Source organism: Nocardioides iriomotensis (assembly GCF_004168035.1).
GTDB classification, from domain to species: Bacteria; Actinomycetota; Actinomycetes; order Propionibacteriales; family Nocardioidaceae; genus Nocardioides_B; species Nocardioides_B iriomotensis.
Genome location: NZ_SDPU01000025.1, coordinates 97,553 through 118,080 on the forward strand (window position 1 = coordinate 97,553; position 20,528 = coordinate 118,080).

Genomic DNA, 20,528 nt, shown 5'->3' on the forward strand with positions numbered 1-20,528 from the left:
GGAGGCGCCGCCGTCAGGCGTACCAGGCACCGACACCGGGCCCGATCACGATGCCGGCCAGGGCCCCGAGCAGCATGAACGGGCCGAACGGGTTCGCCTTGCGGTCCACGATGCGCAGCAGCGCGAGCAGCGCACCGCCGACGCCGCCGAGCAGGAAGCCGGCCCAGATCCCGATGAGCAGCTCGGGCCAGCCGAGCCAGCCCAGCGCGATGCCGAGGATGCCGCTGAGCCGGACGTCGCCGTACCCCATGCCGGCCGGGTAGATCAGCCACATCAGCAGGTAGAGCCCGCCGGCCACCGCCCAGCCGATCAGCGCACCGACCGCGCGGGACCAGTCGTCCGCCGCCCAGGCGGCGAGGACGGCGAGGGGCGCGACCACGAAGTACGTCGGCGCGACCACCTTCGTCGGCAGCCGCCGGGTCCGCCAGTCGACCACGGCGAGCGCGACCCCGACCGGCACCAGGAACAGCAGGAACGACAGGGCCGGCGTCCAGCCGGTGGCACCGCCGATGGCTCCGGCCGCGGCGGCGCAGGCGATGCTCGAACCGGCCCGCAGACCACGTGCGCGGGCGATGTCGGCGTAGGGCACCTTCTCGTCGGCGCGCGGAGGGTGGTCCTGCTCGTCGGTGCCGGGCACCTCGTCCTCGGGGTCCGGCTCCGGCTCGGGGATCCGCGCGATGATCGTGGGCACGGCCTGGCCGACGAGCAGGCCGTACAGCGCGCACGCCAGCGCGACCCCCGAGTCCCAGATCATGGCGTCGCTCCGAGGGCGTTGCGGAGGACGTCGACCGGGACCGGCCGCCCGGTCATCAGCTCCACCTGCAGCACGGCCTGGTGGACGAGCAGGTCGTGACCGCCCACCACCGGCACGAACCGGTCGGCGGCGGCCATCGCGAGGGGCGTCGGCCAGGGGTCGTAGATCACGTCGAACACCACGCCGGCGCCGGCGACCAGGCCGGTGAGGCCGGGCTGCGCCGACGCGGGCACGGTGGAGACCAGCACGTCCGGTGCGGGTACGGCGGAGCCGAGGGCGGCGACCTCGACCTCAGGCGGCGACGGGTGCCGCCCGACGGCGTCGAGGGTGTCCGCCGCGCGCGCCGGGTCGCGGACGAGCAGCACGGCCTCGCGGCAGCCGAGGTCCGCGAGCGCCAGCAGCACGGAGGCGGCCGTCGCGCCTCCGCCGAGCACGACGGCGCGGTCCACCGGGCCGTCGTGACGCTCCCGCAGCGCCGCCGCCGCACCGGGGATGTCGGTGTTGTGACCGACGAGCCGGCGCCGCTCCCCCGTGCCCTCGAGCACGACGGTGTTCGCGGCCTGGGCCTGCACGGCCCGGTCGCCCATCTCGTCGAGCAGCGGGACGACCGCGCGCTTGAGCGGCATGGTCAGCGACAGGCCCCGCCACGACGCGTCCAGCGACGCCACGAAGCCCGGCAGGTCCTCCTCGCGCACCTCGCGCGCGTCGTACTCCCATTCGAGGCCGAGGTAGGCGTACGCCGCCCGGTGCAGCAGCGGGGAGAGCGAGTGGGCGACGGGGCTGCCCAGCACCGCGCAGCGCGTGGTCAGCACCGGTCCGAGGAGTCGCAGTACTCCGCGAGCTCGACGTTCTTGAACTTCAGGAACTCGTCGTAGTCGTCGGTGAACTTGGTCTCGCCCGTGTCGAGGTCGACGGTCACGTAGTAGACCCAGTCGCCCTCCGTCGGGTGCGCGGCCGCCTCGATCGCCGCGTCGCCCGGAGCCTCGATCGGCCCCGGGGGCAGGCCCGGGTTGACCCTGGTGTTGTACGGCGAGTCGACCTGGAGGTCCTCCTCGGTCAGCCCGAGGCCGAGGTCGCGCCCGAGGGCGTAGTTGACCGTGGCGTCGATCTGGAGCAGGCCGTTGGTGGCGTCGGTCTCGAGCCGGTTGTAGATCACCCGGGCGACCTTGCCGCGGTCCTGGTCGCGGTTGGCCTCCGACTCGACGAGGCTGGCGATCGTCATCAGCTCGTGCGGCGTGTAACCGAGCTTCTCGGCGGCTCCCTCGAGGTCCGCGTCGTCGGCGGCCTGCTGCCAGCGGGCGACCATCTGGCTGAGCATGTCGACCGGCTTGTCGTTGGGCCCGAACGCGTAGGTGGCCGGGAACAGGTAGCCCTCGGCGTTGCCCTTGGCGTAGGCCGGCAACCCGATGGCGTCGGGTCGGTCGAGGACCCGGTCGAACTGCTTGGCGCTGAAGTCGGTCTGCTTCGCGAGGATCTCGACGATCTGCTCCAGACGCAGGCCCTCCGGGATGGTCACCGCGGTCTGGATCAGGTTGTCCGGGTCCACGAGCACGTCGAGGGCGTCCGCCGCGGGCATCTCCTTCTGCACCTCGTAGAAGCCGACCTGGATGCCGGTGGAGTCGGGGTTGGTGCGTGCGGCGTCGGTGAACGCCTCCAGGCTCGCCACGACGCCCTCGTCGACCAGCACCTGGCCGATGTCGGTGGCGTTGTCACCCTCCTTGACCTCGACCAGGACCGAGCCGTGGCCGGGGCCGGGGTAGTCCTCGGGGTCGCTGAACCGGTCGCGCACCGCCTCGATGCCGGTCGTCGCGCCCCAGTAGAGACCGCCGGCCAGGACCGCGAGCAGCACGAGCAGCGCCAGGCAGCCCAGTCCCCGGCGGGGGCGACGCGCCCGGTGGGACTTGAGTGGTAGTCCGATGTCGCTCAACGGCTTGGTTCACACCTATCTGTGGCCTGGCCCCGTACCTGCAACGTCACAGTCCTGCGTTCCTCACTGCGGACCCGGTCCGACGAGCTCCCCGGGCGCGGAGCCCGTGCTCCGCTCGGTCTCCAGCGCATTCTGCAGGATCACGACCGCAGCGGCCTGGTCGACCACCGCGCGTCGCTTCTTGCCCTTCTTACCCCGTTCACGCAGCGTTGCCTCAGCAGAGACCGTACTGAGCCGCTCGTCGCACAGCCGCACCGGCACCGGCGCGACCGCCGCCGCGACCTCCGCCGCGAAGGCGCGGACCTTGACGGCCGCGGGCCCCTCGCCGCCCGAGAGGCTGCGCGGGAGCCCCACGACCACCTCGACCGCGGACTCCTCGTCGACCAGTGCGCGCAGCCGCGTGAGGTCGCCGGGACCGCGCGGGACGGTCTCCACCGGCGTGGCGATCAGGCCCGAGGGGTCGGACCGCGCCACGCCGATGCGGACGTCCCCGACGTCCACACCCAGCCGCACACCCGGCCGGAAGCCGGGGCGCGGGTCACCGTCGCTCAACGCGCGGTGGCCGCGCGCCCGACGGCGTGCTCGACGTCGACGAGCGCCTGGTCGACGTGGGTGAGGTCGGCGCCGCCGCCCTGCGCCACGTCGTCCTTGCCGCCGCCGCTGCCGCCGAGCGCCTGGGCGGCGACCTTGACCAGCGCGTTGGCCGAGATGCCCCAGCTGCGGCCCTCGTCGTTGACGGTGACGACGACCGCGGGCTTGCCGTTGCTGGAGCCGATGATCGCGACGACGCCGGGCCTGCCGGCCGCCATCCGGCCGCGGATGTCGAGCGCGAGCTTGCGGACGTCGCCCGCGTTGGCGCCGTCGACCCGGTGGCCGACGAAGCCGACCCCGAAGACGTCCTTCGCGCCCGCGGCGAGCTCGCCGGCCGCGGACAGGATCTGCGCCATCCGGACCTTCTCGATCTCCTTCTCGGCCGCACGGAGCCGCTCGACGAGGTCGTTGACACGCTCGGGCAGCTCCTCGGGCCGCGCCTTGAGCGCCTCGCTGAGCTGGGCGACCAGGACGTGCTCGCGCGCGAGGAACCGGTAGGCGTCGCCGCCCACCAGCGCCTCGACCCGGCGCACGCCGGAGCCGATGGAGGACTCGCCGAGCAGCTTGATCACGCCGAGCTGGCCGGACCGGCCCGCGTGGGTGCCGCCGCAGAGCTCGCGCGCCCAGTCGCCGACGGAGATCACGCGGACCTGGTCGCCGTACTTCTCGCCGAACAGCGCCATCGCACCGCTCTTGCGCGCCTCGTCCTGGGTCATGATCTCCGCGTGGACCGCGAGGTCCGCGAGCACCAGGTCGTTGACCCGCGCCTCGACGTCGACCATGGCCGACTGGGGTACGGCGCCGGTGGCGGAGAAGTCGAAGCGGAACCGGCCCGGCGCGTTCTCGGAACCCGCCTGGGTCGCGGTCTCGCCGAGCGCCTCGCGGAACGCCTTGTGCACCATGTGGGTCGCGGTGTGCGCGCGGCTGATCGACCGGCGGCGCTCGATGTCGACCGACGCGTGCGCCGGCTCGCCGACGGTTACCTCGCCGGACAGCACCCGCGCCTGGTGGACGATCAACCCGGTGATCGGGGACTGCACGTCGAGGATCTCGACGCGCGCGCCGTTGCCGAGCTCGACGACACCCTGGTCGGCGAGCTGGCCGCCGCCCTCGGCGTAGAACGGGGTGCGGTCGAGGACGAGCTCGACCTCGCTGCCCTCGCCGACCGAGCGCACGGACGCGCCGCCGGCGTCGATGAGGCCGCCGACGCGCGCCTCGGTGACGACCTCGTCGTAGCCGGTGAACTGGACCGCGCGGCCGAGCTCGTCGGCGACGGTGCGGTAGGCCCCGCCCGACGCGTGCTGGCCCTTCTTGGCCCGCGCGTCGGCCTTGGCGCGCTCCCGCTGCTCGGTCATCAGCCGGCGGAACTCGCCCTCGTCGACCTGGAGGCCCTGCTCGGCCGCCATCTCGAGGGTGAGGTCGATCGGGAAGCCGTAGGTGTCGTGCAGCGCGAACGCCTTGGAGCCGGACAGCGAGGTCTGGCCCCCGGCCTTCGCCTCCTGCGCCGCGAGGTCGAAGATCGACGTCCCGGTGCGCAGGGTCTGGCGGAACGCGTCCTCCTCGGCGAACGCCACGGTGCTGATGCGCTCCCAGTCGGAGTGCAGCGCGGTGTACGACTCCCCCATCTTGTCGCGGCTGACCGGCATCAGCTCGGGCAGCACCCGGTCCTCGCACCCGAGCAGCCGCATCGAGCGGACCGCGCGGCGCAGCAGGCGGCGCAGCACGTAACCGCGCGCCTCGTTGCCGGGCGTCACGCCGTCGGCGATCAGCATCATCGACGAGCGGATGTGGTCGGCGACCACACGGAAGCGGACGTCGTCGTCGTGGTCCTTCCCGTAGCGGCGTCCGGTGAGCTCCTGGGCCTTCTCGATGACCGGGAACATGACGTCGATCTCGTACATGTTGTCCTTGCCCTGCAGGAGCAGGGCGACGCGCTCCAGGCCCATCCCGGTGTCGATGTTCTTCTTGGGCAGCGAGCCCGCGATGTCGAAGTCCTCCTTGGAACGCACCGCGCTCAGCTCGTCCTGCATGAACACGAGGTTCCAGAACTCCAGGTAGCGGTCCTCGGCACCGAAGTCGCCGTCGGCACCGTAGGCCGGGCCCCGGTCGATCAGGATCTCCGAGCACGGGCCGCCGGGACCGGGCACGCCCATGGACCAGTAGTTCTCCTTCTTCCCCAGTCGCACGATGCGCTCGTCGGGCAGGCCGGTGACCTTCCTCCAGAGCTCGACCGCCTCCGGGTCGTCCTCGTACACGCTGGGGTAGAGCTTGCTCTCCTCGAAGCCGAAGCCACCGCGGTCGACGGAGCCGGTGACCAGCTCCCAGGCGTACTCGATCGCGCCTTCCTTGAAGTAGTCACCGAACGAGAAGTTGCCGCACATCTCGAAGAACGTGCCGTGCCGGGTGGTCTTTCCGACGTCCTCGATGTCGGGCGTGCGCACGCACTTCTGGATGCTGACCGCCCGGTTGTACGACGGGGTCACCTGGCCGAGGAAGTACGGCTTGAAGGGCACCATGCCGGCGTTGACGAACAGCAGGTTCGGGTCGTCGAGCAGCAACGAGGCAGACGGCACCGCCTGGTGTCCTCGCGCCTCGAAGTGCGCGATGAACCGGCGGCGTACCTCCGCGGTGTCCATCAGTCGTTGCCCTCTCTCATCGGTTGGTCGGTGCTGTCGAGACCTGGTGCCTCGATCTCTCGTCCTGCGGTGCTGGTGTTCCCATGGAGCGCGACGGCCAGCCGGTCGCGCAACTCGGTTTCCTTCTCGTCCATGCCCGCGCGGACCTCCTCGCGGAACAGGTGCAGCCCGACGGACAGCCCGGCGAGCCGGTCGGCGAGCCCCTCGGGGGTGAGCGCCTCGGCCGCGCGGCGCGCCTTGGTCAGGCCGTAGACCCCCGCACCCGCGCCGGCCACGAACCAGAGCACCCGGCTCATCCGGGGCCCCCGCGGGCGTGCGAGCGCAGCAAGCAGGCTCGTGGGGTGGTCATGCGGCGTCCTCGGCGGTGTCGGTGACGAACGCTTCGGCCCGCAGGCGCCGCTTGGCCTCCTTCAGGTCGGCCTTGCGCTGCTTGCGGGCCCGGCGCACCTCGCGGCGCATCTCGAACGCGATCCGGTTGCGGTTCTCGGGCGACAGCGCCCGGCGGACGCCGTACCCGAACGACGCGATCGTCACCAGCGACTCCCCCAGCGCGACCGACACGAACTCCCTGGTGGTCAGCTGCCGGTCGGGTACGGCGGGCGGCGCGGCCTGCTCGCGGCGGGTGTCCGGCAGGCCGGCCGTGGTGATCACGAACTCCTGGGGAGTGGCCCGCGGCGGGGCCGGGTCGAGGCGCCGCGCGAGCCCGTCGAGGCGCTTCTGCACCGTGGCGAGCTCCTCGCGCGAGGCGGCCAGCTGGTCCTCGAGCCGGGCGCGGGCGCGGCGCGCGGACAGCGCGACCGCGACGCCGGCGAGCAGCGCCACGACGAGGGCCGACGCCCCCACGGCGAGCAGCCAGCCGAGCCCGGAATCCATGGTCCCCGACCCTACCCTGACGCCGGTCGGCCGGCGCCGCCCTGCCCGGCGTCCCCGGTGCCGCGGACGAGCCGCCGGACGCGCTGCCAGCGCTCCTTGAGCGCGCCCTCCGCGCCGAGGCTCGTCGGCTGGTAGTACTCGGCGTCGGCGACGACGCCGGGGGCGTACTGCTGCTCGGCGATGCCGAAGGGCTCGTCGTGGGCGTAGAGGTAGCCCCTGCCGTGGCCGATCTTCTTGGAGCCGGCGTAGTGGGCGTCGCGCAGGTGGCTGGGCACCGGGCCGACCTTGCCGGCGCGGACGTCGGCCGACGCGGCGCCGATCGCGGTGGTGACGGCGTTGGACTTGGGCGCGAGCGCCAGCGCGATGGTCGCCTGGGCCAGGTTGAGCCGGCCCTCGGGCATCCCGATCAGCTGGACGGCCTGGGCGGCGGCCACGGCGGTGGTCAGCGCGGTCGGGTCGGCCAGGCCGATGTCCTCCGACGCCAGGATCACCAGCCGACGGGCGATGAACCGCGGGTCCTCCCCCGCCTCGATCATCCGGGCCAGGTAGTGCAGGGCCGCGTCGGCGTCGGAGCCGCGCACGCTCTTGATGAACGCGCTGATCACGTCGTAGTGCTGATCGCCCTGCCGGTCGTAGCGGACGGCCGCGCGGTCGACGGCCTTCTCGGCGGTGGCCAGGTCGACACACTCCGCGCCGGTCGCGGTCGCGGCACCGGCCGCGGCCTCGAGGTAGGTCAGCGCCCGGCGGGCGTCGCCGCCCGCGAGCCGGACCAGGTGGTCACGGGCGTCGTCGTCGAGCGTCACCTCGCCGGCGAGCCCGCGCTCGTCGACGAGCGCCTGCTCGATCACGCCGCGGATGTCGTCGTCCGTGAGCGACTCCAGGGTCAGCAGCAGAGACCTCGAGAGCAGCGGTGAGATCACCGAGAAGAACGGGTTCTCCGTCGTCGCGGCGACGAGGGTGACCCAGCGGTTCTCGACGCCGGGCAGCAGGGCGTCCTGCTGTGCCTTGGTGAACCGGTGCACCTCGTCGACGAAGAGCACGGTCTCGCCGCCGCCACGGGTCAGGCGATGGCGGGCGGCGTCGATCGCGGCGCGGACCTCCTTGACGCCCGCCGCCACCGCCGAGACCTCCACGAACTGACGGTCGGTCTGCCCGGAGACGATCGAGGCGATCGTCGTCTTGCCGGTGCCGGGCGGTCCCCACAGCAGCAGCGACATCGGCTGGTCGCCCTCGACGAGCCGGCGCAACGGTGAGCCGGGCGCCTTGAGCTGCTCCTGGCCGACGAGCTCGTCCAGCGTCCGGGGCCGCATGCGTACGGCGAGCGGGGCGGACGCGTGGGTGTTGCCGGCGAGCGTGCCGCCGCCCGACGCCCCCGCGGTGGAAGGGGCGTCGGCGGCGTCGATGTCGAACAGGCCGTCCACGGGGACCACCCTAGGCGGCTGGTCCGACCGGCTCCGGACCGGTCAGCCGGCCACCTGCGCGGACGCCTGGCGGTGCTCCGCGAGGTCCGTCCAGGTGTCGTCGTACCCGGCCTTGTCGAGGCTTTCCACGTCGACCGTGGCGTCGGCGACCTTGTCGCCCGCGCGGTTCACGCCGAGCGCCGCCAGCGTCGAGGGAACCGGCTTCTCGCCGACCGCGTCGAACTCGCCGGCGAAGTGGCAGGCGACCTTGTGCTGCTTGCCGATCTGCAGCAGCGGCGGCTCGACCTTGGCGCAGAGGTCCTCAGCGCGCCAGCAGCGGGTGCGGAACCGGCAGCCGGACGGCGGGTTGATCGGGCTGGGCACGTCGCCCTCGAGCCGGATCCGGTCGCGGCGACCGCCGATGGCCGCCTGCTTCACGTCGGGAGCCGCGGAGAGCAGCGCCTGCGTGTAGGGATGGTGCGGCCGGTTGTAGAGGGTTTCGCGGTCGCCGATCTCGACGATCTTGCCGAGGTACATGACCGCGATCTCCGGGCAGAAGTGCCGGACGATCGCCAGGTCGTGGGCGATGAACAGGAACGCGATCCCGAACTCCTTCTGCACGTCCTGGAGCAGGTTGACGACCTGCGCCTGGATCGACACGTCGAGAGCGGAGACCGGCTCGTCGGCCACCAGCAGCTTCGGCTGCAGCGCGAGCGCCCGGGCGATGCCGATGCGCTGGCGCTGGCCGCCGGAGAACTCGTTGGGGTAGCGGTTGTAGTGCTCGGGGTTCAGGCCGACGACCTCGAGGAGCTCGCGCACCCGGTTGAGGACCTGCTTCTCCGGCACCACCTTGTGCACCCGCAGCGGGGTGCCGACGATCGTGCCGACGGTGTGCCGCGGGTTCAGCGAGCTGTAGGGATCCTGGAAGATCATCTGGATCTCGCTGCGCAGCGGGAGCATCTGCTTGTTGTTCAGGGTCGCGATCTCGCGGCCGTCGAACTTCATCGAGCCGGAGGTCGGGTCGTACAGCCGGGTGATGAGGCGCCCCGTCGTCGACTTGCCGCATCCGGACTCACCGACGAGCCCGAGGGACTGGCCGCGCTGGACCTGGAAGGAGACGCCGTCCACCGCCTGGACCTGACCGATGGTCCGGCGGATCAGGCCCGAGGACCGGACCGGGAAGTGCTTGGTCAGGTTCGAGACCTCGAGGATCGGTCCCGACGTGCCGCGCTCCGAGCCGGAGGCAGGCGTGACGTCCGTCTGTGTCATAGAGGTCATTGTGCTCTTACCGGCCTTCCGGCGCAGGCGGGGTGTCGTCCTCGCGCGCCTCGATGATGACGTCGACCAGGTCGGGGGCGATCTCCGGCAGCACCTCGGCCGCGTAGATGGAGTCGGGGTCGGCGAGGTGGCAGCGCTTGAGGTGGTGCGAACCCCGGTTGCCCGGCACGAGCTCGGGGAGCTCGGTGCGGCACAGGTCGCCCGGCACCTTGTCGCGGTGCGTGCAGCGCGGGTGGAAGGAGCAGCCCGACGGCGGGTCCAGCAGGCTCGGCGGGTTGCCCGGGATCGGGATCAGCCGGGCGTCGGTGTCGCCGGACACCTCCGGCACGCTCGAGAGCAGGCCCCACGTGTAGGGCATCTCCGGGTGCGTGAGGATCTCCTTCGTCGGCCCGTGCTCGACGCACCGGCCGCCGTACATCACCAGGGTGTCGTCGGCCATCTCGGCCACCACGCCCAGGTCGTGGGTGATGATGATGATCGCGGAGTTGAACTCGCGCTGGAGCTCCTGGAGCAGGTCGAGGATCTGGGCCTGCACCGTCACGTCGAGAGCCGTTGTCGGCTCGTCGGCGATGAGCAGCTTGGGGTCGTTGACCAGCGACATCGCGATCATCGCGCGCTGCCGCATGCCGCCCGAGAACTGGTGCGGGTAGTCGTCGACCCGGCTGCGGGCCTGCGGGATCCCGACCCGGTCGAGCATCTCGATCGCCTTCGCGCGCGCCGCCGACTTGGAGACGTCGTGGTGGGCGCGGTAGGCCTCGCTGATCTGCGCGCCGATCGAGTAGAACGGGTGCAGCGCGGTCAGCGGGTCCTGGAAGATCATCGCGACGTCGGCGCCGCGCACGGACTGCATCTGGTTGTTGGTCAGCCCGAGGATCTCGCGGCCGCCGACCCGGATCGAACCCGACATCTGCGTGCGCTTGTAGTCGTGCAGGCCCATGATCGCCATCGACGACACGCTCTTGCCGGAGCCGGACTCGCCGACGATGCCGAGCGTGCTGCCCTGCTCGAGGGTGTAGCTGAGGTCGGTGACAGCCTGGACGACGCCGTCCGCGGTCGGGAACTTGACGGTCAGGTTGTCGACCACGAGGTACGGCTCGGTGCCCGGGGTCTCCGTGCTGGAGCCGCTTGCCGTGGTGCGCTGCTGCTGGCTGAGGACGTTGTCGGTCATGTCAGGCGAACCCTCGGGTCGATCACGCTGTAGATCACGTCGACGATGATGTTCATGACCACGATGAAGAGGGCCGCGATCAGCACCGTCGCAGAGATGATGGGCAGGTCCTTGCCGTTGATCGCGTCGAGCGCGCTCAGGCCGATCCCCTGGATGTCGAAGATGCGCTCGGTGAAGATCGTGCCGGCGAGCAGGAACGCGAAGTCCAGGCCGAAGATCGTCACCACGGGCACGATGGCCGCACGCATCGCGTGGCGCATGGTGACCCGTCTCTCGGACAGTCCCTTGGCCCGGGCGGTCCGCACGTAGTCCTCGTTGAGCGACTCGATCATCGAACCACGACTGAAGCGGGCGTACGCCGTCGAGTAGGCCAGGCCGAGGATGACCCAGGCCAGGAGCATGCCCTTGACCCAGGCGACGGGACCCTCCTCGATCGGTCCGTAGTAGCCGCTCTCCGGGAAGATGCCCCACTGGCTGATCAGGAAGAGCCAGCCGAGCAGTGCGAGGAGGTAGTACGGGATCGCGTTGATGAACAGGCTGACGCCCACGATCCCCTTGTCGGCGAGGGTGCCTCGTCGTCGTGCCGCCAGGATGCCCATCGTCAGGCCGACCGTCAGGAAGATCGCGGCGCCACCGAGTGCGATCGACAGGGTCGCCTTGAACCGGTCGGCGAGATACTCCGTGACCGGGACCCTGAGCTTGAACGACACGCCGAGGCAGGGGGCCGGGCAGTCGATGCCGATGGCGCCGAGCTCGAACTCACCCCCGGTCACGATGTTCTTCATGTACGTGCCGTACTGCTCGGCGACGGGCTGGTCGAGCCCGAGCGAGTGCCGGATGTTCTCCAGCCGGGTCGGGGTGCACCGGGTCTCCGGGCAGTAGGCCAGTGCCGGGTCCGCCGGCCCGTAGAAGAACAGGGCGAAGACGGCCACGGACACCACCAGGAGCACCAGGACTCCCGAGATGATGCGCCGGACGATGTATCCGAACATTGAGCAGAAACTCCTCGACGATGAGGGCGGGGAACAGCGGTGGCGGCTGGCCGATGGGGGGCGGGTAACCCCACCCCCCATCGGGTCAGACTACGCCTCGGTGGTGCTGAGGCTCCTTCTCAGGAGTACGTCACTGGGTGATGTACATCCGGGAGAAGGTCGGCATGCCACGCACGTTGTCGTTGGCCATGCCGCCGACCTTCGAGCCGTGGATCATCGCCACGCCGCCGTAACCGGTGACGACGGCCGGGTAGACCTCTTCCTCCATCGACTGGTCGAAGTCGCCCCACGCCTTGGTGGCGTCCTCGGGGGACAGCTCGTCGAGGATGCGGTTCTGCTCGTCGTCGAACTTCTTCTCCTTGAAGTTCGCCGGGTTCGGCATACCCTCCAGGCCGACCAGGTCGCCGGACCACTGGGCCGGGAACCACGAGCCGCCGGACGGCCAGTCGGAGCACCAGCCGCTGGAGCGGACGTTGATCGGGCTGTTGTAGTCGGTCCGGTCCGTACGGATCGTCTCGACGGTCGACGCGATCGGGGTGGCCTTGAAGCCACCGGCCTCCAGGCCCTTCACGATGGCGTCCTTGGCGGCAACGGCCTGCTCGTCGTCGCTGGAGAAGAGGAACTTGATCTCGTAGCCCTCGGCTCCGGCCTCCTTCAGCAGCTCCTTCGACTTCTCCGGGTCGGTGTTCACGCCACCGATGCCCAGCGCGTCGTACTCCTTACGACCGGCGGTGCCGGGCGGGAGGATGGAGGTACCCGGGACGCGGGTGACGCCGACGATGTCGCCGCCGGCCTTCCACGCGTCCTCGTACGGGTAGGCGTAGCCGATGGCCTGGCGGACCTTGATGTCCTTGACCTTCGTCATGTCGATGTACCACATGAACGTGCACGGCTGGGTGCCCGTGACCAGGCGCTCCTTCTCGGCCTGGATCTGACGGTACGACGCCGCGGAGACGTTGTCGTAGGTCAGCGTCGTCTGGGCCGAGCCGTTGTCGTTGATGATGACGTTCTCGAGCTTGGCGGTGTCCTGGGCGAACTTGAAGTCCCAGCCGTCGACCATCTGGATACGACCCGGGTCGGTGTTCGGGTCCCACTGGTCGTTCTTGACCAGGGTCAGGCTCGAGCCCGCCTTGTAGTCCGCGAACTTGTACGGACCCGTGGCAAGCGGGTGCTGGCCGTAGGTCTCCGGGTTGTCCTTCGCCTCCGGGATGGCGGTGAAGGCCGGGAAGGACGCGTAGTAGTCCATGTCGGAGAACGGGCGACGCATCTTGATCGTGATGTCGTTGCCGTCCGTGGTGACACCGGCGTACTCGCCCTTGTCGGAGAACGGGCCCTTGTACTTGTCACCGTCGAGGAAGAAGGTGGTCTGGTACGTCGGGCCGTCGGGCAGCTCGGCGATCGCGAAGGAACGCTTGATGGCGTAGGCCACGTCCTCGGCGGTCACGTCGGTGCCGTCCTCGTACTTCAGGCCGTCACGCAGCGTGAAGGTCCACTCGGTGTTGTCCTCGTTGGGACGACCCAGGTCGGTGGCCATGTCCGGGATCAGCTGCATGTCGTTGGTCTCCTCGTTGTACGCGTACTGCGTCAACGAGCGGGTGACCAGGTCCGACAGGATCGCGGTCGAGTCCGTGTAGTAGGCCTGCGTCGGGTCGAGGGTCGACGGGGCGACCGCGGTCATGACCGTCAGCGTCCCACCCTCGGCGGCGTCGTCCGGGACCGGGGCCGGGGCCTCGCGCGACTCGTCCTTGAACGCGCCGGCGTTGCCACCCTCCTGGAAGGTCGCGTCGTCGCCGGGCTCGTCGCTCCCGGTGTCGCTGCTGCCACCACCACAGGCAGCGAGCGTCATCATCGCAGCAACGGCTAGGGCCGCTGCTGGCTTATTCATACGCATCTAGGTGTACCCACCTCTCTTGGCTGGTCGATGCATCCCTCCGGTGTCATGTTCACCGGCGAGTCTTGGGGTCGAAGGCGTCGCGCACGGCGTCTCCGAGAAGGTTCAACGCGACCACCAGCAAGAAGACCCCCACCAACGGTGCGTAGAGGTAGAGCGGGTAGGTGTTGAAGAACGGCACGGCGTTGTCGATCGTCTGGCCCCACGAGGGGATGCCGACGACACCGATGCCGAGGTAAGCCAGGCCTGCCTCGGCCGCAACGAAGGCGGGCAGGCCCAGCGAGATCGACACGATGATCGGTGCGATCAGGTTGGGAAGCAGCTCCTTGAACAGGATCCGGCGCGTGGGCACGCCGATCACGCGTGCCGCCTGGACGAACTCGCGCTCGCGCAGCGACAGCACCTCGCCGCGCACCAGGCGGGCGAGCGTCATCCACCCGAACAACGTCAGCACCAGGAGCAGTGCGGTGAACTGCCAGAACTTCAGGGCGTCGGGGCTGTTGCCGAACCGGCTCACGATGATCGGGGCCAGGGCCAGCGCGACCAGGAGGAACGGCAGCGACAGGAAGACGTCGATGATGAAGTTGATGACCTTGTCCATCCAGCCGCGGCTGAACCCGGCAAGGAGGCCGATCGAGACGCCGATGAGCGTCGCCAACAGGGTCGAGACGGTGGCGATGGTCAGCGAGGTGCGCGCGCCGTAGAGCCAGTCGGCCAGGTTGTCGTGGCCGGTGTTGGGCGCCAGGCCCAGCGGGGCCTCCCAGGTGAAGCCGTGGTCGGGCGGGCCGATGAGCGGGAAGTTGAACTGGTCGAGGTCCTCGGAGGGGCTGCCGGCCCGCAGCTCGACGCCGAAGAGGCGGGTGAGCAGCGGCGCGAAGACGGCGATGAGGATGAAGAAGACCACGATCACCACGCACGCGACGGCGATCTTGTCGGAGCGGAGACGACCGAGAGCGATCTGGACGGGTGAGCGTCCGGCGATCTCCTGCTTGACGACCTCCGGCTCTGCCGGCACGTCCTGCTGCGACAACTCCGTGGGTGAGATACCCATGGTCACCTTTCTGGGTCGAGGCCGGTCCCGAGAGATCCCTGGGCCGACCGGGTGAGGCGCGCCACAGTCACGGACCGCGAAACCGAAGTGACTGTAGACGACCGTTGGACTCCGTTTGGGTCACAAGCGGTAACGAATTGATACCGACAAGTCGGGCGTCTCGCCGCGTGCGGGACACCCTCCCGAGGGCACGAAGGCGCCCCGGGCCGTGCCCGGGACGCCTGCGTGCGACACATGTTGCTCGTGTGACTACTGAGGCTCGGATGGTACAGCGACCGGTACGGCCGGGGCGGGCTTGGCGTCGACGCCGGCCTCCGTGCGCTGCTCGGCGGTGATCGGCGCCGGCGCGGCCGTCAGCGGGTCGTAGCCGCCGCCGGTCTTCGGGAAGGCGATGACCTCGCGGATCGACTCGGTGCCGCTCAGCAGCGCGCAGATGCGGTCCCAGCCGAAGGCGATGCCGCCGTGCGGCGGGGCGCCGTACTTGAACGCGTCGAGCAGGAACCCGAACTTCTCCTCCGCCTCGGCCTCGCCGAGCCCCATCACCTCGAAGACCCGCTTCTGCACGTCCTCGCGATGGATACGGATCGAGCCACCGCCGATCTCGTTGCCGTTGCAGACGATGTCGTAGGCGTAGGCGAGCGCCGTGCCCGGGTCCTTGTCGAAGGAGTCGAGGCACTCCGCCTTGGGCGAGGTGAACGCGTGGTGCACGGCGGTCCAGGCACCGCTGCCGACCGCGACGTCGCCCGCGGCGGTCGCCTCGTCGGCCGGCTCGAACAGCGGGGCGTCGACGACCCACACGAAGCTCCAGGCCGCCTCGTCGATCAACCCGCAGCGCCGGCCGATCTCGAGCCGCGCGGCGCCGAGCAGGGCGCGCGAGGACTTCACGGGTCCGGCGGCGAAGAACGCGCAGTCGCCCGGCTTCGCGCCGACGTGGGCGGCGAGGCCGGCCTTCTCCTCGTCGGAGAGGTTCTTGGCGACCGGGCCGCCGAGCTCGCCGTCCTCCTGGAACAGCACGTAGGCGAGGCCGCGGGCCCCGCGCTGCTTGGCCCACTCCTGCCAGGCGTCGAGCTGCTTGCGGGGCTGGCTCGCTCCCCCGGGCATCACGACCGCGCCGACGTACGGCGCCTGGAACACGCGGAACGGCGTGTCCTTGAAGTAGTCGGTGCAGTCGACGAGCTCCTCGCGCATCCGCAGGTCGGGCTTGTCGCTGCCGTAGCGGGCCATCGCGTCGGCGTACGTCATCCGCTCGATCGGCCCGGTGATCTCGTGGCCGACGAGCTTCCACAGCGCGGCCAGGATCTCCTCGGACAGCGCGATGACGTCGTCCTGCTCGACGAAGCTCATCTCGACGTCGAGCTGGGTGAACTCCGGCTGCCGGTCGGCGCGGAAGTCCTCGTCGCGGTAGCAGCGGGCGATCTGGTAGTAGCGCTCCAGCCCGCCGACCATGAGCAGCTGCTTGAACAGCTGCGGGCTCTGCGGGAGGGCGTACCAGCTGCCCGGTCGCAGCCGCGCCGGGACCAGGAAGTCGCGGGCGCCCTCGGGGGTGCTGCGGGTCAGCGTCGGGGTCTCCACCTCGACGAAGGCGTGCCGGGCGAGCACGTCGCGGGCGGCGCGGTTGACCTCGGAGCGCAGCCGGAGGGCGGCGGCCGGGCCGGACCGGCGCAGGTCCAGGTAGCGGTGCTGCAGGCGGGTCTCCTCCCCCACCTCGACGTGCTCGTCGATCGGGAACGGCAGCGGGGCGCTGGCGCTGAGCACCTCGACGCCGCCGTCGAGGTCGGCGATGACCTCGATCTCGCCGGTCGGGAGGTTGGCGTTCTGGTTGCCCTCGGGGCGGGCGGAGACCTCGCCGGTGACCTTGAGGCAGTACTCCGCGCGCAGGTGGTGGGCGACCTCCTCGTCGCGGATGACCACCTGCACGACGCCGGAGGCCTCGCGCAGGTCGATGAAGGCGACGCCGCCGTGGTCGCGCCGGCGGGCCACCCAGCCCGCGAGGGTGACGGTCTGGCCGACGTGCTCGGCGCGGAGGGCGCCGGCGTCATGGGTGCGGATCACTGCTGCTGCTCCTTGTTTCGGGTGGTCGAGGATGCGTCGTCCTGAGCCTGTCGAAGGGTCGAGACCACGACCTGCGGCCGCAGGTCGTCGGTCGGTGGGGTCCAGGTGTCGGGGTCCGCGTCGACCTGGTCTCCGGACCGGATGTCCTTGACCTGGTCGGCGCGCCCCTCGGTATCCCCGGGATCACCGGGACCACCCGACCCCGTGCTGCCGGGGAACCACACGAACGGGATGCCACGGCGCTCGGCCGTGCGGATCTGCTTGCCGAACTTCTGCGGGGCGGCGGCGACCTCGGTCGGGATGCCGCGGGCCCGCAGCCGGTTGGCCACGTCGTCGCTCCGGTCCCGGGACTCCTCGTCGACGAGCGCGACCAGGACGGCGCTCGGGACGCTCCGCGAGGCGGTCATCCGTCCGGCCGCCAGCAGCGGCACGAGCATGCGGCTGACGCCCAGGGAGATGCCGACGCCGGGGTACGTCGCCCGCCCGTCGGTCGCGAGGGCGTCGTACCGGCCGCCCGAGCAGATCGAGCCGAGGCCCTCGAAGCCCTCCATCAGCGTCTCGAAGACCGTCCCGGTGTAGTAGTCGAGCCCGCGCGCGATGCGCAGGTCGGCGACGACCTGGACCCGGTCGCCCGAGACCGACGCGCAGCCCTCCACGACCGCGGCGAGCTCGGCCAGCCCCTGGTCGAGCAGCGAGGACTCGACGCCGAGCGCCCGGACGCGCTCGACGAACGAGGTGTCGGGCGTGCGGATCTCGGCGAGCTGCAGGCACAGCGACGCCTGGTCGTCGGTGAGGCCGGCCTCGGCGACGAGCATCTTTGCGACCGCGTCGGCGGGCAGCTTGTCGAGCTTGTCGATGACGCGCATGACCGCGTCGAGGTCCGTGGCGCCGAGACCGGCGTAGAACCCCTGGATCAGGCGGCGGTTGTTGACCTGCAGGGTCAGCCGCGGCACGGGCAGTGCGGCCATCGCCTCGGCCATCACCCGCGCGACCTCGACGTCGTGGTGGAACGCGAGCGTGTCGCGGCCGACGATGTCGATGTCGGCCTGCGTGAACTCGCGGTAGCGGCCCTCCTGCGGCCGCTCCCCGCGCCAGACCTTCTGCACCTGGTAGCGGCGGAACGGGAACTCCAGCTTGCCGGCGTTCTCGACGACGTAGCGCGCGAACGGCACGGTGAGGTCGAAGTGCAGGCCGATGCCCGCGTCGGACCCGCCGTCACCATCCCGGTCGGCCTGGAGCCGGCGGAGGACGTAGACCTCCTTGGAGGTCTCCCCCTTGCTGAGCAGCTGCTCGAGCGGCTCGACGGCGCGGGTCTCGACGGAGGCGAAGCCGTGCAGCTCGAACGTGCGGGTCAGCGCGTCGATCACCGCGAGCTCGACCGTGCGCTGGGCGGGCAGGAACTCGGGAAAGCCGCTCATCGCGGCGGGACGGCTCATCTCACAGGCCTCGGTTCGGGGCGGGGGTGTCGATCAGGTCGAGCAGGAAGGGGTTGGTGGCGCGCTCGCGGCCGATGCTGGTCTGCTCGCCGTGGCCCGGCAGGACGACGATGTCGTCGGGCAGGGTCAGCACCCGGTCGCGCAGGCTGCGCAGCATCGTCGGATGGTCGCCGCCGGGCAGGTCGGTGCGGCCGATCGAGCCGGCGAACAGCAGGTCGCCGGAGAACATCAGCTCGCTGATCCCCTGGTCGCCGTACGGCGTCCGGAACGTCACCGACCCGCGGGTGTGCCCCGGGGTGTGGTCGACGACGAGCTCCAGCCCGGCGAGCTCGAGGGTCTGCCGGTCGGCGAGCTCGCGGACGTCGTCCGGCTCGGCGAACTCCGCCGTGGTGCCCAGCAGCATCGACGCGGTCTCGGGCGAGATCCCGGCCATCGGGTCGGTCAGCAGGTGCCGGTCCTCGGGGTGGATCCAGGCGGTGCTGTCGTAGCTGCCGGCGACCGGCGCGACGCACCACATGTGGTCGATGTGGCCGTGGGTGACCAGCACGGACACCGGCTTGAGGCGGTGCTCGCGCACGACCTCCGCGACACCTTCGGCGGCGTCCTTGCCGGGGTCGACGACGACGCACTCGGTGCCGGGACCGGTGGCGACGACGTAGCAGTTCGTGCCCCACGGGCCGGCGGGGAAGCCAGCGATCAGCACGAGGATGCTCCTGGGACGGCGGTACGGACCCGTGCAGCCTACCGACGGGCTCGTCGCGTCACACAACCGATATCGGACGGCCGTGACCCTGCGCACGTGTATCTCTAGACTCGCGTGCGTGGTCACGAAGAAGCAGCGTCGGCGGCAGCTCGCCCAGGCGAGCGCGCAGCGCCGAGCGGCCCGGCAGGCGGTACGCACCACCCGCCGGCGACGGCTGCGTCTCGTGGCGGCCACCCTCGTGGTGCTCGTGGCGGTGTCCGGGCTCGTCGCCTGGATCGTCGTCCACGACCGCGACCGCGAGTCCACGGCGGCTCCGGGGGTCACTGTCACCAGTGCGCCCGCCCCGGCCGTCCCGACCCCGATAGAGGTAACCCGGTGAGCACCCCCGACCAGGAGCAGCCGACCCCCGTCCCCACCCCGGCCCCGCCGCCGTCCGCGCCGTCCGCGCCGGCAGCGCCCACGGGCGAGTCGGAGCCCGCGTCGTCCGGCTCCGGCGCCGACTGGGGCCGCGTCGACGAGGACGGCACGGTCTACGTCCGCACCGCCGACGGCGGCGAGCGGAGCGTCGGCCAGATGCCCGACGCGACGCCGGAGGAGGCGCTGGCCTTCTACGTCAAGCGGTACGACGACCTGGCCTTCGAAGTGCAGCTGCTCGAGCAGCGGGTCCAGGGCGGCACGCTCGCTCCCGACGAGGCCGCGGGGTCGGTGCGCCAGGTGCACGAGTCGCTGGTGGACGCCCAGGCCGTGGGCGACCTCGCCGCGCTCGACGCCCGGCTCGACGCGCTCACCGCGACGATCGACAAGCAGCGCGAGAAGCGCAAGGCCGACCGCGCGCGCAAGCTCGAGCGCGCCCGCGGCGAGAAGGAGCGGATCGCCACCGAGGCCGAGCGGCTCTCGGAGAGCAACGACTGGCGCAACGGCGCCAACCGGATGCGTGAGCTGCTCGACGAGTGGAAGGGCCTCCCGCGGCTCGAGAAGTCCGTCGACGACGCACTCTGGCGCCGCTTCTCGACCGCGCGGACGACGTACACCCGGCGGCGGAAGTCGCACTTCGGCGAGCTCAACGAGAAGCGTGAGGGCTCGCGCGCGGTGAAGGAGAAGCTCGTCGTCGAGGCCGAGTCGCTGGCCGGGTCCACCGAGTGGGGCCCGACCGCCGGCCGGTACCGCGACCTGATGCGCCAGTGGAAGGCCGCCGGCCCCGCGCCGCGCGGCGTCGACGACCAGCTCTGGAAGCGGTTCCGGGCGGCGCAGGACCAGTTCTTCGGCGCCCGCGACGCCGCCAACGCCGAGCTCGACAAGGAGTTCGCGGCCAACGCGGAGAAGAAGGAGGCCCTGCTCGTCGAGGCCGAGAAGCTCGTGCCGGTCACCGACCTCAAGGCCGCCAAGGAGTCGTTCCGCGACATCGCCGAGCGCTGGGACGCCGCGGGCAAGGTGCCGCGCGACCGGATGAAGGAGCTCGAGGGCCGCATCCGGGCCGTCGAGCAGGCGATCCGGGGCGTCGAGGACGACCAGTGGCGCCGCTCCAACCCCGAGGCCCGGGCCCGCGCCGCCGACACCGTCGCGCAGCTCGAGTCGTCGATCGCCGACCTGCAGGCCAAGCACGACAAGGCCGTCGCTGCCGGCAACGACAAGAAGGCCGGCGAGCACGCCGCCGCCATCGAGGCCCGCCGGTCCTGGCTCACCGAGGCCCAGAAGGCCCTCGACGAGTTCTCCGGCTGACGCCGTCTCCCCGCGAGTCGGCGCGTCTTGCCCTCGCAGCACGCCCGAGTCGGGGGC

The 20,528-nt window shown here is 71.1% G+C and carries 18 protein-coding genes; 2 read left to right on the top strand and 16 right to left on the bottom strand.

Translation table 11 applies throughout. The features are described 5' to 3' along the window. Nucleotides 1–13 precede the first annotated feature (13 nt). The 16 genes from ETU37_RS14390 to ETU37_RS14465 form a co-directional block, all read right to left on the bottom strand. Nucleotides 14–754, bottom strand: a complete 741-nt coding sequence (locus ETU37_RS14390; protein ID WP_129988038.1) for a prepilin peptidase — start codon at nt 752–754, stop codon at nt 14–16. Next, complete coding sequence (locus ETU37_RS14395; RefSeq protein WP_129988039.1) at nt 751–1,566, bottom strand: shikimate dehydrogenase; 816 nt, start codon at nt 1,564–1,566, stop codon at nt 751–753. The genes ETU37_RS14390 and ETU37_RS14395 overlap by 4 nt, the downstream gene beginning before the upstream one ends. Further along, nucleotides 1,560–2,681: an endolytic transglycosylase MltG gene (mltG, locus tag ETU37_RS14400; RefSeq protein ID WP_129988040.1), complete on the bottom strand. Its 1,122-nt coding sequence runs from the start codon at nt 2,679–2,681 to the stop codon at nt 1,560–1,562. The genes ETU37_RS14395 and mltG overlap by 7 nt, the downstream gene beginning before the upstream one ends. 63 nt (nt 2,682–2,744) lie before the next feature. Continuing rightward, complete coding sequence (gene ruvX / locus ETU37_RS14405) at nt 2,745–3,233, bottom strand: Holliday junction resolvase RuvX (RefSeq protein ID WP_129988041.1); 489 nt, start codon at nt 3,231–3,233, stop codon at nt 2,745–2,747. Continuing rightward, entirely contained in the window at nt 3,230–5,908 is a 2,679-nt protein-coding gene (gene alaS, locus ETU37_RS14410) for an alanine--tRNA ligase (RefSeq protein WP_129988042.1), read from the bottom strand. The genes ruvX and alaS overlap by 4 nt, the downstream gene beginning before the upstream one ends. After that, nucleotides 5,908–6,204: a DUF6167 family protein gene (locus ETU37_RS14415; protein ID WP_129988043.1), complete on the bottom strand. Its 297-nt coding sequence runs from the start codon at nt 6,202–6,204 to the stop codon at nt 5,908–5,910. Before ETU37_RS14415 ends, alaS begins: the two co-directional genes overlap by 1 nt. Nucleotides 6,205–6,253: 49 nt before the next feature. Continuing rightward, a complete protein-coding gene (locus tag ETU37_RS14420) occupies nt 6,254–6,781 on the bottom strand; it encodes a hypothetical protein (RefSeq protein WP_129988044.1) in 528 nt (175 codons plus the stop codon). Between the two features lie 11 nt (nt 6,782–6,792). Beyond that, nucleotides 6,793–8,202, bottom strand: coding sequence for a replication-associated recombination protein A (locus ETU37_RS14425; protein WP_129988045.1), 1,410 nt, complete (start codon nt 8,200–8,202; stop codon nt 6,793–6,795). Nucleotides 8,203–8,244: 42 nt separating this feature from the next. Beyond that, nucleotides 8,245–9,450, bottom strand: coding sequence for an ABC transporter ATP-binding protein (locus ETU37_RS14430; RefSeq protein WP_129988046.1), 1,206 nt, complete (start codon nt 9,448–9,450; stop codon nt 8,245–8,247). Between the two features lie 16 nt (nt 9,451–9,466). Then, nucleotides 9,467–10,627, bottom strand: coding sequence for an ABC transporter ATP-binding protein (locus ETU37_RS14435; protein ID WP_129988047.1), 1,161 nt, complete (start codon nt 10,625–10,627; stop codon nt 9,467–9,469). Then, entirely contained in the window at nt 10,624–11,619 is a 996-nt protein-coding gene (locus tag ETU37_RS14440) for an ABC transporter permease (RefSeq protein ID WP_129988048.1), read from the bottom strand. The genes ETU37_RS14435 and ETU37_RS14440 overlap by 4 nt, the downstream gene beginning before the upstream one ends. Nucleotides 11,620–11,749: 130 nt before the next feature. After that, nucleotides 11,750–13,468 carry an ABC transporter substrate-binding protein gene (locus ETU37_RS14445; protein WP_165372531.1) on the bottom strand — a complete coding sequence of 573 codons (1,719 nt, stop codon included), beginning with the start codon at nt 13,466–13,468 and terminating at the stop codon, nt 11,750–11,752. 94 nt (nt 13,469–13,562) lie between these two features. Continuing rightward, nucleotides 13,563–14,561, bottom strand: coding sequence for an ABC transporter permease (locus ETU37_RS14450; protein WP_129988050.1), 999 nt, complete (start codon nt 14,559–14,561; stop codon nt 13,563–13,565). A gap of 249 nt (nt 14,562–14,810) precedes the next feature. After that, nucleotides 14,811–16,613 (bottom strand): aspartate--tRNA ligase, encoded by a 1,803-nt coding sequence (gene aspS / locus ETU37_RS14455; RefSeq protein ID WP_129988051.1) that lies wholly within the window; start codon nt 16,611–16,613, stop codon nt 14,811–14,813. Further along, the gene (gene hisS, locus ETU37_RS14460; protein WP_129988052.1) at nt 16,610–18,049 is read right to left on the bottom strand and encodes a histidine--tRNA ligase; all 1,440 of its coding nucleotides are present in this window, start codon (nt 18,047–18,049) and stop codon (nt 16,610–16,612) included. The genes aspS and hisS overlap by 4 nt, the downstream gene beginning before the upstream one ends. 1 nt (nt 18,050) lies before the next feature. Further along, nucleotides 18,051–18,752, bottom strand: a complete 702-nt coding sequence (locus tag ETU37_RS14465; protein WP_129988053.1) for an MBL fold metallo-hydrolase — start codon at nt 18,750–18,752, stop codon at nt 18,051–18,053. Nucleotides 18,753–18,870: 118 nt separating this feature from the next. Here ETU37_RS14465 and ETU37_RS14470 point away from each other — a divergent pair, with 118 nt between their 5' ends. Beyond that, nucleotides 18,871–19,131, top strand: coding sequence for a hypothetical protein (locus ETU37_RS14470; RefSeq protein ID WP_129988054.1), 261 nt, complete (start codon nt 18,871–18,873; stop codon nt 19,129–19,131). Then, nucleotides 19,128–20,471 (top strand): DUF349 domain-containing protein, encoded by a 1,344-nt coding sequence (locus ETU37_RS14475; RefSeq protein ID WP_240755745.1) that lies wholly within the window; start codon nt 19,128–19,130, stop codon nt 20,469–20,471. The genes ETU37_RS14470 and ETU37_RS14475 overlap by 4 nt, the downstream gene beginning before the upstream one ends. Nucleotides 20,472–20,528: the final 57 nt, after the last annotated feature.